General features: G+C 57.8%; 14 protein-coding genes. 7 read left to right on the plus strand and 7 right to left on the minus strand.

Translation table 11 applies throughout. The features are described 5' to 3' along the window. Window positions 1-47: 47 nt before the first annotated feature. The 4 genes from tsaD to ACR3EM_RS14195 are packed head-to-tail and all read left to right on the plus strand — an operon-like array spanning window position 48 to window position 2797. On the plus strand, window positions 48-1145 hold the full coding sequence (gene tsaD / locus ACR3EM_RS14180; protein ID WP_480471295.1) for a tRNA (adenosine(37)-N6)-threonylcarbamoyltransferase complex transferase subunit TsaD: 1098 nt from the start codon (window positions 48-50) through the stop codon (window positions 1143-1145). Beyond that, window positions 1142-2104 (plus strand): NAD(P)H-dependent glycerol-3-phosphate dehydrogenase, encoded by a 963-nt coding sequence (locus ACR3EM_RS14185; RefSeq protein ID WP_480471296.1) that lies wholly within the window; start codon window positions 1142-1144, stop codon window positions 2102-2104. The genes tsaD and ACR3EM_RS14185 overlap by 4 nt, the downstream gene beginning before the upstream one ends. A gap of 1 nt (window position 2105) precedes the next feature. Then, a complete protein-coding gene (locus ACR3EM_RS14190; RefSeq protein ID WP_480471297.1) occupies window positions 2106-2375 on the plus strand; it encodes a YciI family protein in 270 nt (89 codons plus the stop codon). Then, a complete protein-coding gene (locus ACR3EM_RS14195) occupies window positions 2375-2797 on the plus strand; it encodes an EVE domain-containing protein (RefSeq protein WP_480471298.1) in 423 nt (140 codons plus the stop codon). The genes ACR3EM_RS14190 and ACR3EM_RS14195 overlap by 1 nt, the downstream gene beginning before the upstream one ends. Before the next feature lie 210 nt (window positions 2798-3007). Here ACR3EM_RS14195 and ACR3EM_RS14200 read toward each other — a convergent pair whose 3' ends face one another. The 4 genes from ACR3EM_RS14200 to ACR3EM_RS14215 all read right to left on the minus strand — a co-directional run bounded on the left by ACR3EM_RS14200 (window position 3008) and on the right by ACR3EM_RS14215 (window position 6286). Next, complete coding sequence (locus ACR3EM_RS14200) at window positions 3008-3349, minus strand: DUF2853 family protein (RefSeq protein ID WP_480471299.1); 342 nt, start codon at window positions 3347-3349, stop codon at window positions 3008-3010. A 367-nt stretch (window positions 3350-3716) separates the two neighbouring features. After that, window positions 3717-4463, minus strand: a complete 747-nt coding sequence (locus ACR3EM_RS14205) for an extensin-like domain-containing protein (protein WP_480471300.1) — start codon at window positions 4461-4463, stop codon at window positions 3717-3719. Between the two features lie 14 nt (window positions 4464-4477). Continuing rightward, on the minus strand, window positions 4478-5866 hold the full coding sequence (gene ahcY, locus ACR3EM_RS14210; RefSeq protein WP_480471301.1) for an adenosylhomocysteinase: 1389 nt from the start codon (window positions 5864-5866) through the stop codon (window positions 4478-4480). 102 nt (window positions 5867-5968) lie between these two features. Continuing rightward, the gene (locus ACR3EM_RS14215) at window positions 5969-6286 is read right to left on the minus strand and encodes a hypothetical protein (RefSeq protein WP_480471302.1); all 318 of its coding nucleotides are present in this window, start codon (window positions 6284-6286) and stop codon (window positions 5969-5971) included. 207 nt (window positions 6287-6493) lie between these two features. Between ACR3EM_RS14215 and ACR3EM_RS14220 the strand changes: the two genes are divergently transcribed. Beyond that, on the plus strand, window positions 6494-7087 hold the full coding sequence (locus ACR3EM_RS14220; RefSeq protein WP_480471303.1) for an HD domain-containing protein: 594 nt from the start codon (window positions 6494-6496) through the stop codon (window positions 7085-7087). On the opposite strand, the gene ACR3EM_RS14225 is transcribed toward ACR3EM_RS14220, so the two are convergent. From ACR3EM_RS14225 to ACR3EM_RS14235, 3 genes are all read right to left on the minus strand, one after another. Beyond that, on the minus strand, window positions 7084-7455 hold the full coding sequence (locus tag ACR3EM_RS14225) for a VOC family protein (protein WP_480471304.1): 372 nt from the start codon (window positions 7453-7455) through the stop codon (window positions 7084-7086). The two genes, ACR3EM_RS14220 and ACR3EM_RS14225, sit on opposite strands and share 4 nt — an antisense overlap. Window positions 7456-7543: 88 nt before the next feature. Continuing rightward, window positions 7544-8098: an ActR/PrrA/RegA family redox response regulator transcription factor gene (locus ACR3EM_RS14230; RefSeq protein ID WP_050604676.1), complete on the minus strand. Its 555-nt coding sequence runs from the start codon at window positions 8096-8098 to the stop codon at window positions 7544-7546. Window positions 8099-8184: 86 nt separating this feature from the next. Continuing rightward, a complete protein-coding gene (locus ACR3EM_RS14235) occupies window positions 8185-8802 on the minus strand; it encodes an SCO family protein (protein WP_480471305.1) in 618 nt (205 codons plus the stop codon). Window positions 8803-8891: 89 nt separating this feature from the next. Here ACR3EM_RS14235 and regB point away from each other — a divergent pair, with 89 nt between their 5' ends. Both regB and ACR3EM_RS14245 read left to right on the plus strand, forming a co-directional pair. Beyond that, complete coding sequence (regB, locus tag ACR3EM_RS14240; protein ID WP_480471306.1) at window positions 8892-10283, plus strand: sensor histidine kinase RegB; 1392 nt, start codon at window positions 8892-8894, stop codon at window positions 10281-10283. A gap of 65 nt (window positions 10284-10348) precedes the next feature. Next, complete coding sequence (locus tag ACR3EM_RS14245) at window positions 10349-11842, plus strand: PAS-domain containing protein (RefSeq protein ID WP_480471307.1); 1494 nt, start codon at window positions 10349-10351, stop codon at window positions 11840-11842. Window positions 11843-11883 lie beyond the last annotated feature (41 nt).

The raw sequence follows: 11883 nt of genomic DNA on the forward strand, positions 1-11883 counted from the left end.
GCAGGGTGATACCCCGCTTGCCAATCATGATGCAACGGATCGGGCCAATGGTGCAAACACTTACAGTCCTCGGGCTGGAAAGCAGCTGCGATGACACAGCTGCAGCCGTCGTGCGCCACGGTGAAGGCGCGCTGCCTCAGATCCTGTCATCCGTGGTACATGGTCAAACCGATCTGCACAGCGCCTATGGGGGCGTCGTGCCCGAGATCGCGGCGCGGGCGCATGCGGAAAAGCTGGATATCTGTGTCAAACAGGCTCTAACGCAGGCTAATATTGGCCTTGGTAATCTCAATGCCATAGCCGTCACTGCCGGCCCCGGCCTTATCGGAGGGGTCATGTCCGGCGTCATGTGCGCCAAAGGTCTGAGCGCCGCAACCGGGCTGCCGTTGATCGGAGTGAATCATCTGGCTGGCCACGCTTTGACCCCTCGCCTGACCGACGGAATTGCGTTCCCCTACCTAATGCTGTTGGTCTCAGGCGGGCATTGCCAATATCTGATCGCCCATGGGTCGGACCGGTTCACGCGATTGGGCGGAACGATAGACGATGCGCCCGGTGAGGCCTTCGACAAGACGGCGCGCCTGTTGGGGCTACCCCAACCCGGCGGACCATCGGTCGAGGCCGAAGCCCGCGTAGGAGACCCCAAACGATTTCGATTCCCAAGGCCTTTGCTAGATCGACCCGGATGCGATCTGTCATTTTCCGGGCTGAAGACCGCGCTGATGCGGATGCGCGATCAGATCGTGGCCGAGAAGGGAGGCCTCACCCGGCAAGACCGCGCCGATCTGTGCGCGGGATTTCAGCAGGCCATAGTGGATACGCTGGCCGAAAAAACCCGGCGTGCAATTTCGCTCTACCTCGAGGCCACCCCTTTGGAGTCAGTCATCGCAGTGGCCGGGGGTGTAGCGGCAAATACAGCAATTCGTGCAGCGTTAGAGACTGTTTCACAAGACTGTGGCGCCCGATTTACGGCCCCGCCGCTTGCCCTGTGTACGGATAACGCTGCGATGATTGCCTATGCAGGTCTGGAGCGTTTCCGCGCCGGCGCACAGGATGGGTTGGACCTGACCGCCCGCCCTCGCTGGCCGCTGGACCAGACCAGCCCGGCAATGCTGGGCAGCGGAAAGAAAGGGGCGAAGGCATGAGCGTTTCTGTATTGGGATCGGGGGCGTTTGGGACTGCTCTGGCGATCTCACTCGCGGGAAACGGGCCTGTCACCCTGTGGGCGCGTGACGCGGAACATGCGCGGTCGATGGCGGCAAATCGCGAGAACGCTGCCCGGCTACCGGGCGTCTCTCTTCCGGATGCGATCCGTGTGACATCAGACATACAGGTTGTGGCACAAAGTGACGTCCTGCTGATGACCGTTCCGATGCAAAAGCTGCGCGGGGCACTGCGAGATCACGCAGCTTTACTGCCGGGCAAGACTATCGTGGCCTGTTGCAAAGGGATTGAGCAGTCTTCAGGTCTTGGGCCGATCTCAGTCATCGCGCAGACAATCCCCGATGCGCATCCCGCGCTTCTGACCGGGCCCAGTTTTGCTGACGATATTGCCCGAGGGCTGCCGACCGCGTTGACGCTTGCCTGCGCGGATGCTGCACTGGGCACCTCCCTTCAGCAAGAGCTGACAACCGCGAACCTGCGCCTTTATCGCACGTCAGATACGGTCGGGGCCGAGCTTGGCGGCGCGTTAAAGAACGTTATGGCGATCGGCTGCGGAGCCGCGATTGGGGCCGGATTGGGCGACAGCGCCCGCGCCGCGCTCATTACGCGCGGGTTTGCCGAGATGCAACGCTTTGCGGCCCTGCGCGGTGCGCAGCCAGAAACATTGATGGGACTGTCCGGGCTGGGTGATCTGGTCCTGACCTGTTCGTCCGAATTGTCCAGAAATTACCGTTTTGGCCTATGTTTGGGTCTAAATCAGCCGTTTGACAGCGCAACGACCGTCGAAGGCGTCGCCACCGCGCAAGCCATGTCTGATATCGCCGCATCCGAAGGGCTGGATATGCCCATCAGCACAACGGTGGCGAAACTCAGCAGCGGTGCCTACAGTGTGACCGACGCGATTCAGGCCCTGCTGGGTCGCCCACTCAAGGAGGAATAAGATGCTCATCGCCCTGATCGCCCGTGACAAACCCGGCGCTCTGCAAACCCGGCTGGATAACCGTCCCGCACACCTGGCCTATCTCGAAGAGACCGGCGTGGTAGCACAGGCTGGTCCGTTGCTGGATGGGGAAGCCATGATTGGCTCTCTGATCGTTCTGGATGTCGAAGACATGGCCGAAGCGCAGGAGTGGGCGCGCAACGATCCCTATGCGCTGGCCGGACTGTTCGACTCGGTCGAGCTGATCCAATGGAAGCGGGTGATCGGCTGATGGCATATTGGCTGTTCAAATCCGAACCCTCGACCTGGAGCTGGGATCAGCAGGTCGACAAAGGGGATGCGGGCGAGGAATGGGATGGCGTCCGCAACTATCAGGCGCGTAATTTCATGCGGCAGATGAAAGTCGGGGACCGTGGGTTCTTTTATCATTCGCAAAAGGACAAGGCGATTGTCGGCATCGTTGAGGTCTGTTCCGAAGCCCATCCCGACAGCACCACCGATGATGAGCGCTGGGAATGCGTGGATATCAAGGCCGTTCGCCCTTTCACCACGCATATCACATTGGATCAGATCAAGGCAGAAGGACGGCTGGATGACATGGTTCTGGTCAAGAATTCGCGCCTGTCTGTGCAACCCGTTGCTGATGAAGAATGGGCGTTGATCTGCGCCATGGGCGAGACGAAATCGGATTAAAGGGAAGGCCCTGACAGCGCAGAACCTTCCCTACCCCACGTGCTCCCAACTCACCACACGTGTATAGAATTATCTGGTTCTGACCGTCCTGGTCACGACCTGACCCTAACCGAATTCCGGCGGTTGTTTCAAACGCCAAGTCCTTAAATTAAATCTCAAATGCAAAACGCCCGCCGTGTTTCGACGGGCGTTGCAGGCTTGGTACCGGGATCAGCCGTAGACCGATTCTTTGCCGAAATGCTTGGTCAGCATGTAATAAACGACGGCGCGGTATTTGTTCCGCTCGGACATGCCATAGGTTTCCAGAACTTTGTTGATCGCTTCCATCAGCTCAGGGCCATCAGCCAGACCCAGCTTTTTGACCAGGAAGTTGTTCTTGACCGTCTCAAGCTCGCTTTCCTGACTGGCCGCCACCGTCGAAGCATCAGCGTCATAAATGGCCGGACCACAGCCAATGGTCACCTTGGTCAGCAAGTCCATATCGGCATCCACGCCACATTTGGATTTCAGATCCTCGGCATACTTGGCGATCAGCTCGTCGCGTTTTCCCATTAAGCACTCTCCCGTAGTACAGATGTTGTGGTGTTATTTTCATATCCTAAAAACAGATGCAGGCAGCCTAGCCAGAAGATATGCTCACACAAAGGGAAAAATTCCGCACATTCCCCGTAAGCGGAATCACTCTGCCACCGAGTTGGAAACCTGTCTTGAATTCGAAAAATCGGTGCCCTCGGGTGATTTGGCGATCGGACCCGATGGGCGCATGTTCGTGTCGATGCAGAAGAGTGTATCCATGCTCCGCTCATCTGTTCCGAACAATGGAGAGGAATCCTCGCAAGAAATCCAACAAGACCGCCCGCTTCGAGCGGTCAGTGGTCGCCGACCCCTTTCCCGACCCTGTTTGGCGGGACCGGAACATCTATCGGCAATAGCCCCAACCGGGTCCTTGCAAGTGGAAATGATCTGCATGCAAGCGGTTGAAATTCGGACCCAGAACAACGCGAAACCAATCGCATGCGCCGCGCCCGATCTGATGAAGAAAGTCAGCCTCGGGGCCGGGTGTGGACCAGTCGTCGATCAGGCTAAGGGTTCGCCCATCGCCCAGTTCCACGCCCACGATGTCAATCGAATCTGCGGTCGCATGACTGCTCCATCCATTGTTTGCACCCCGCGCGGTGCGCATCCGCCGGCAATTGTAGCTGCCGATATGGCGTAGGGCGCGTGCATCAGTGCCCAGAATATCCCGCGCGGCGGGCTGCACGACGTGGTGTTCCCACATGGTCAATCGCAGGGCGGTGGTGCAGCGTGTCTCGACCGCCCTGACGTCGGCGCTGACCAGGCCTGATAGCTGACCTTGTCCAGCGATACCGCAATTCTGATCGATGACCAGATCCTCCATCTCAGTGAACGCAACATCGGCCTGAGTCAAAGCCAGTCGACATTGCGTTTCATCCGCCAGGGCTCGGCGCAGCTGTAGTGCCGTGATTGGCGTCACCGGGGCTTTCACGTTCAGATCGCGCAACGGGTTCCAGTGCACCGGCACCGGAGACTGAGGATGCGCCAATAGCCAGTAACCACCCGCGCCGAAGACAAACAGAAAAACAAGAAGAGAAAAAAAGGACGCCGCCAGATGAAAAACCCGGCGGCGTCCAGAAGGTTCGGTCATACCCGGACCAGCAATCAGTAGCGATAGTGCTCAGGCTTGTAAGGGCCTTCCGGTGCAACACCGATATAAGCCGCCTGTTCGTTGTCCATCTTGGTCAGTTTCACACCGATACGGTCCAGATGCAGGCGGGCCACTTTCTCATCCAGATGCTTGGGCAGGATATAGACCTTGTTTTCGTACTGGTCGCCCTTGGTGAACAGTTCAATCTGCGCCAGAACCTGGTTGGTGAAGGACGCAGACATAACGAAGGACGGGTGACCGGTGGCGTTGCCGAGATTCAACAGACGGCCTTCGGACAGCAAGATGATACGGTTGCCCGAGGGCATCTCGATCATATCCACCTGTTCTTTGATGTTGGTCCATTTGTGGTTCTTCAGGCTGGCCACCTGAATTTCGTTGTCGAAGTGACCAATGTTGCCGACGATGGCCATGTCCTTCATCGCGCGCATATGCTCGATGCGGATCACGTCCTTGTTACCGGTGGTGGTGATAAACACATCCGCCGTTGCAACTTCATCTTCCAGCAATGTCACTTCATAGCCGTCCATCGCAGCCTGAAGCGCGCAAATCGGGTCGACCTCGGTCACTTTCACACGCGCGCCCGCGCCAGACAGCGAAGCGGCCGAGCCTTTGCCCACGTCGCCGTAACCGCACACAACTGCGACCTTACCGGCCATCATGGTGTCGGTGGCACGGCGGATACCGTCTACCAGCGATTCCTTGCAGCCGTATTTGTTGTCGAACTTCGACTTGGTGACCGAGTCATTCACGTTGATCGCGGGGAATGGCAGATGGCCGTCTTTCACCAGCTGATACAGGCGATTCACACCAGTGGTGGTTTCCTCGGACACGCCCTGGATCTGGTCGCGCATCTTGGTGAACCAGCCGGGGCTCGCCGCCATACGCTTGGCGATCTGTTTCTTGATCACCTCTTCCTCTTCCGAACCCGGAACGGGGATAATGTCCTCACCTGCTTCGGCGCGAGCGCCCAGCAGGATGTAAAGCGTCGCGTCACCGCCATCGTCCAGGATCATGTTCGGGCCGTCTTCGAATAGGAAGGACTTGTCCAGATAATCCCAGTGCTCTTCCAGCGTCTGACCCTTGATCGCGAATACCGGAATACCCGCCTCTGCAATCGCCGCAGCTGCGTGATCCTGTGTTGAGAAGATGTTGCACGACGCCCAGCGTACATCCGCGCCCAGCGCCACTAATGTTTCAATCAGAACGGCGGTCTGGATGGTCATATGCAGCGAACCGACGATCCGCGCGCCCGATAGCGGCTTGCTTTCACCGTATTCGGCGCGCAGGGCCATCAGGCCCGGCATTTCCGTTTCAGCGATATCCAGTTCTTTACGGCCAAAGCCCGCCAATGAAATGTCCTTAACGATATAGTCCCCGGCCATCAGGTTCTCCACTCCGGTAAATCTCGGTCCGGGCTGCCCCTAGCATTCCTTGGGACAGGAGGCAATGTGGATGGCCGGAAACGGGAATCTACGCCTTGAAAATCAGCTCGGCGTACCCTCGACCTTGATCTTCGGGATCGCTTGGAAAAAATCCGTGCCAACGGCAACGATACAACTTATGCCATTGGGTTGCGTGACCAGAACGGTGTAACTTCCCGTTTCCTTCGAGGTCCAGACCTCCATCACCGACTGCGCGCCCCGAGATTTCTGCAGACCACCAAAGGCAAGTTCTTCGGCATAGTTGTCCTGCAGCTTGGAAATCAGCTGCTCTCGGTCGGCACAGTTATTCTGGGCAAAAACGGGCGGCGCAGTGGCAGCCATTCCAAAGGTCAGGGCGATTGCAAACAAACGCTTGAACATAGCAAGCTCCTTTCGATACGTGTTTCGTTTCGAGAGGGGCGCAACTGAAAGGAGTCAGCACCCCCCTCAGTCCTTGATGTCGGGATCGGTTGGTTCGGTTTCAAAGCACGAATGCTCAAGAAAACGTTGGCAGCTGGTGATCCTGACAAGTACATCATAGCAGAAAAATACGATTTTAATGTGTCCCACTTCACAAGGCATGGCAGAATGGCAACACAACCCCGCGCATGGCAGAGAATGCTGTCGGGCCGCAGGCTGGACCTGCTGGACCCCACCCCGGTAGATATCGAGATTGAGGATATCGCCCACGGTCTGGCCTTTGTGGCGCGCTGGAATGGACAAACGGCGGGTGATTTCGCCTATTCCGTGGCCGAACATTCCCTGCTGGTCGAAGAGCTTTTTGGCCGTATCGCGCCGAAAGCGCCGGTGAAATGGCGATTGGCGGCCCTGTTACACGATGCGCCGGAATATGTGATCGGAGACATGATCTCGCCCGTCAAATCCGCCGTCGGTCCGGATTACGGCGCGCTGGATGATCGTCTGGCGGCGGCGATCCATATTAGGTTCGGATTGCCTGCGGAGGTGCCGAAGACGGTAAAACGGCAGATCAAGAAGGCCGACAAGATCAGCGCCTGGATGGAGGCAACGCAGATCGCGGGTTTTTCCGAGGCCGAAGCGACGAAATTTTTTGGTCGACCTGATAAGGCAGTGATGGAGGGATTGGAGATAAAATTACGCCCGCCGGTCGAAGTGCGACGGGCGTATACGGATCGACATCAGTCTCTGCTAAAACAGATTTAGCCAAAGACATAGAAACATAGCTTGTTGCCGTCTGCATCGCGAGCATAAGCCCCGTAGAACACGTCCGGAACGCGCTGACCGGGTTCACCTTCGTCGGTAGCGCCCAAGCTGATTGCCTTTTCATACAATGATTGAGCGTGTTCTTTTGAGTCTGCAGGAAAGGCCACCATCGTGCCGTTGCCCGGCGCACAGGCCGCACCATCGTAAGGTTCACATACGGCCAACATTGGCGCACCGGGTTCATTGCCGATAAATGCAATGCGCCCTGCATCGAACGTCACCTTGGCATCCCGGTCCGAGAGTAAATCAGTATAAAACTTCTTGGCGCGCTCCATGTCCGAGACGCCAATGGTTACATAGCCAATCATTTGCGAGTTTCCTGCGTTGTTTTATGTTTCGACGCGGACACTCGAAAACAAAGCCCGAGTTAGCAAATCACGAAGCGGTGACTGACACTTAGCGAGGACTACGCTTCGCCAAAATCCGCTGCAACGTCCGGCGGTGCATGTTCAGGCGCCGCGCAGTCTCGGAAACATTCCGGTCGCACAACTCATAAACCCGCTGGATATGCTCCCAGCGCACGCGGTCCGCGCTCATGGGGTTTTCCGGCGGTGGGGGCAGTTCGTCGCCTTTGGCCAGCAGCGCGTTGGTGATGTCGGTGGCGTCGGCGGGTTTTGACAAATAATCCGTTGCGCCGATCTTGACCGCTGCGACCGCAGTGGCGATCGCGCCGTAACCGGTCAGAACCACAACCCGGCTGTCAGGGCGCTTCTCGCGTAGCACTTCGACAACATCCAAGCCATTGCCGTCTTCCAAGCGCAAGTCGACAACTGCATAGGCAGGCGGGCGGGCGGTGGATATGGCGCGGCCAGCGGCAACGGAACCGGCGGTTTCAACCTCAAAACCGCGCTTTTCCATGGCTTTGGCCAGACGTCTCAGAAACGGCTCGTCATCATCTACCAGGAGCAGCGATTTGTCAGGGCCGATGTCAAGCTGGGAACTGTCTGCCATATGTTGGTCTTTCCGCTATTTCATGCCTTTGGCTCGAACATGAGTAATAGCAGCGCCACCCCAAAGGTCAAACAACCCGTTGCCTGCTAGATCTGATCAATGAAACAGCCCACCTTGTCCGCCATCTGCTCGGCCGTGTCATCGCGCTTGAAGAATTCAAGGAATCCATTCTCGGGCGTAACCAGATAGGTGAAGGTGGAATGATCGACCAGATAATACTCGTCGCTTTTGTCCTGAGCCTTGTAGTAGGTCTTATAGGCCTTGCTGGCAGCCTTGACCTGTTCTGGCGAACCGGTCAGCGCGATCATGCGCTCATGCAGGTTGAAGGCATAGTCACCTACAACCTCGGGCGTGTCGCGGTCGGGATCGATCGAGATGAACAAAGGCGTTACCGATAGCCCGCGCTCGGCCAGAAGATCGATGGCCTCGGCATTGCGGGACATATCGAAGGGGCAGACATCGGGGCAGAAAGTATAGCCAAAATAAATCAATGTGGGCTCGGTGATCACATCCTTGTCGGTCACGGTTTCGCCCTTGCTGTTGATCAGCTCGAACGGGCCGCCGATCGCCGCCGTTCCGCCTGCAATCTGGCTTGAGCGGCACTGCGCGAACTTGTCATCCGACCCGCCGCGTGTCAGCAGCCACATTGCACCCACGCCAACGGCCAGAACAACAGCTGCGAGCACGGCGTAAAGACGAATCATTGGGACTATCCTAATGCGAAGGTTGTTGATCGGTTCGGCCCGCACTCCTATCAACATGGTGAGCCGACGCAATAGGACATAATCGACCGATGACCGATTCCAAGACCAGCCTCTGGCGCGGACAAGAGCGCAGCACCTGGATTCGTTTGCGCACGCTGATCCTGTTGCGATGGGTCGCAATCGTCGGCCAGTTCACTGCGATAACGGTGGCCCAGCAATACTACCACGTCCAGCTGGAGCTTGGCCTGTGTTACTTTGCCATCGGCGTCTCGGTAATGGGTAACCTCACAGCCATCTTACTGTTTCCAGAAAACAAGCGCCTGTCAGAGTTCGAAAACTTTCTGATGGTGCTGTTCGATCTGTCGCAGCTGTCGGTCCTGCTCTATCTCACCGGCGGGTTGAACAATCCATTTGCCCTGCTTCTGGTTGGTCCGGTGACGATTTCCGCAAGTGTCATGAGCACACGCTCAACCCTGATTATCGGGGGGGTCGCCGTGATTTTGACCACGTTACTGGCGCAATTTCACTTGCCCCTGCGCACCAATCTGGGGCTGGTTCTGGATATCCCCGATATCTTGCTGTTCGGCAACTGGGCCGCGATCATCATCGCCATCGTGTTTATCGGCGCCTATTCCCACCGCATCAGTTCCGAAGTGCAATCGATGTCCGAGGCGCTCTCGGCCACGCATATGGCGCTGGCGCGGGAGCAGAAACTGACCGATCTGGGTGGTGTGGTGGCCGCTGCCGCGCATGAGCTGGGGACACCTTTGGCCACGATCAAGCTGGCCAGCTCCGAGCTGATCGAAGAACTTGACGACCGGCCGGAGCTCAAGGAAGACGCCGCCCTGATCCGCGAACAGGCCGACCGCTGTCGCGATATTCTGCGCGACATGGGACGGGCAGGCAAAGACGATCTGCATCTGCGTCAGGCACCCCTGTCGACAGTCATCCATGAATCGGCGGAACCTCACATCAACCGGGGCAAAGAGGTGCATTTTGCCGAAGGTCCGGTGTTGGACGGCGACGTGCAACAACCCTCGATCCTGCGCAAGCCCGAGATCATTCACGGGCTGCGCAACCTGATCCAGAATGCGGTGGACTTCGCACGTGACACTGTCTGGGTTGAGGCCGAATGGACCTCGGAACTGATCACCGTCTGCATCATGGATGACGGGCGCGGGTATCCGTCTCACATCATCGGACGGATCGGCGATCCCTTCATGCGGCGGCGGCGGGCGGATCGCAGCAGCCGCCCCGAATACGAAGGCATGGGCCTGGGCCTGTTCATCGCCAAAACCCTGTTGGAACGCAGCGGGGCTCAGCTCTATTTCGCCAATGGCTCCGATCCTTATCAGAACCTGACGGATCAACCCGAGCGGCGCGGTGCAATTGTCAAGGTCGTCTGGCCGCGCAAGTTGATCGACGCTCAGATCGGTGACACGCCGGTTCCCTCGGGCGCCAACCAGCCGTTTCAGATCTGAGTTAACACCCCGTTAACACTTGCCGGTCATATAGGTCCGGATGAGGTAATCGGGGTGCGCAATCCATGGCCGACTGGATCATATTGGCTGCGATCAGTCTGGTTTCTGCAGGCTTTGCCATTCGTTGGCTGTCGCCACGCCCGACACCACGGCGCCACGACTACGGATTGTGCTCTGACACCGTGTTTCTGTTCGACGGCACCCGATTGATCAGCCATTCCGACATCGCCCTGAACGGCTTTGAAACGGTCAACTCCTGGGCCGATCTCAAACGCTTGCTGCAGCGCGATTTCCCCGCCTTTCCCGAAACCCCCGACACGGTGCGCACTAACCGCACCCTGGTGGTATCCGCTATTGATTGCACCGTAGACCGCGAGGTGCAGTGCGAATGGATCGAAGGTATAATTCGCGTCGAACTGCGCGACCTGACCGGGCAGACACATACTCAGCATCGGGATGTGAATGACCCGATCCGATTGGCCATGGATCAGGCCTCCTATCCGGTCTGGCTGCTGGATGCCTCCAATCGAGTCAGCTGGTGCAATGCTGCCTATGTCGCGCTGGTGCGCAAGGTTGGCGGCCCCGATGCGGATTTGACCGAACCTCTGGTTCCCGCGCCTACGGACGATGCTCAGCTGGGCCGGAAATCCCGCGTTTCTGTTGCGGTGAAAGACAGCAATGCCCGGCTCTGGTTCGACCTCACCCGCGTGATCCGCGATGAGGGGCAGCTGTGCTATGCGGTTGATATCAATGCGATTGTCGAAGCTGAAACTGCCCAACGCAAATTCGTTCAGACCATGACCAAGACCTTCGCCCAGCTGTCAATCGGACTGGCAATCTTTGACCGGAACCGGCAGTTGGCCTTGTTCAATCCTGCGCTGATCGATCTGACTACGCTGCCGCCAGACTTCCTCAGTTGTCGACCGGGCTTGTCCAGCTTCTTTGACCGATTGCGGGATCAGCACATGATGCCAGAGCCCAAGAACTACCGCAGCTGGCGTCGGCAGATGAACGACCTGATCGAGGCCGCGGAAGACGGCAATTACCAAGAGACATGGTCGCTGCCCTCTGGGTCGGTGTATTCAGTCAGCGGCCGTCCACATCCGGACGGCGCCGTTGCCTTTCTGTTCGAAGACATCACGGCCGAAATCACTCTGACCCGGCGTTTCCGGTCCGAGATGGACTTGATGCAGTCAATCCTCGACAAGCTTGCCGATGCCATCGCAGTCTTTGCGGATGACGGAACACTGGCATTCACAAATCTTGCCTACCACATGCTTTGGGGCGAGGTAGAAGAGGCCGGACTGGACTGCGCGACAGTGCTGGAAGTGACGCGCCAATGGCAGGATCATTGCACCGCAACGCCAGTTCTGGGTGAGATTCGGGATTTCGTGAACATCCGCGAGAATCGTGCCGAATGGTCGGCTGATCTGACCCTGAAGACCGGGGCCAAACTGACCTGCACAATCAACCCGATGCAGAACGGTGCAACAATCGTTCGTTTCGGTACCCTTGACGCGTTGGAAAGCCGCGCTGCGCCACAGAAAATCAGTGCCTGAACCGGGTTGCAGCCGACCGGGCGCAGGTTCATTGTGGCGCC

The organism is Ruegeria sp. AH3 (assembly GCF_056536265.1).

Coding starts and splice junctions, on each gene's coding strand:
- ACR3EM_RS14195 (WP_480471298.1), top strand. CDS start 2,375: ATGGCATATTGGCTGTTCAAATCCGAACCCTCGACCTGGAGCTGGGAT.
- ACR3EM_RS14235 (WP_480471305.1), bottom strand. CDS start 8,802: ATGATTCGTCTTTACGCCGTGCTCGCAGCTGTTGTTCTGGCCGTTGGC.
- ACR3EM_RS14220 (WP_480471303.1), top strand. CDS start 6,494: ATGGCAACACAACCCCGCGCATGGCAGAGAATGCTGTCGGGCCGCAGG.
- ACR3EM_RS14225 (WP_480471304.1), bottom strand. CDS start 7,455: ATGATTGGCTATGTAACCATTGGCGTCTCGGACATGGAGCGCGCCAAG.
- ahcY (WP_480471301.1), bottom strand. CDS start 5,866: ATGGCCGGGGACTATATCGTTAAGGACATTTCATTGGCGGGCTTTGGC.
- ACR3EM_RS14200 (WP_480471299.1), bottom strand. CDS start 3,349: ATGGGAAAACGCGACGAGCTGATCGCCAAGTATGCCGAGGATCTGAAA.
- ACR3EM_RS14245 (WP_480471307.1), top strand. CDS start 10,349: ATGGCCGACTGGATCATATTGGCTGCGATCAGTCTGGTTTCTGCAGGC.
- ACR3EM_RS14190 (WP_480471297.1), top strand. CDS start 2,106: ATGCTCATCGCCCTGATCGCCCGTGACAAACCCGGCGCTCTGCAAACC.
- ACR3EM_RS14185 (WP_480471296.1), top strand. CDS start 1,142: ATGAGCGTTTCTGTATTGGGATCGGGGGCGTTTGGGACTGCTCTGGCG.
- ACR3EM_RS14205 (WP_480471300.1), bottom strand. CDS start 4,463: ATGACCGAACCTTCTGGACGCCGCCGGGTTTTTCATCTGGCGGCGTCC.
- ACR3EM_RS14230 (WP_050604676.1), bottom strand. CDS start 8,098: ATGGCAGACAGTTCCCAGCTTGACATCGGCCCTGACAAATCGCTGCTC.
- regB (WP_480471306.1), top strand. CDS start 8,892: ATGACCGATTCCAAGACCAGCCTCTGGCGCGGACAAGAGCGCAGCACC.
- ACR3EM_RS14215 (WP_480471302.1), bottom strand. CDS start 6,286: ATGTTCAAGCGTTTGTTTGCAATCGCCCTGACCTTTGGAATGGCTGCC.
- tsaD (WP_480471295.1), top strand. CDS start 48: ATGGTGCAAACACTTACAGTCCTCGGGCTGGAAAGCAGCTGCGATGAC.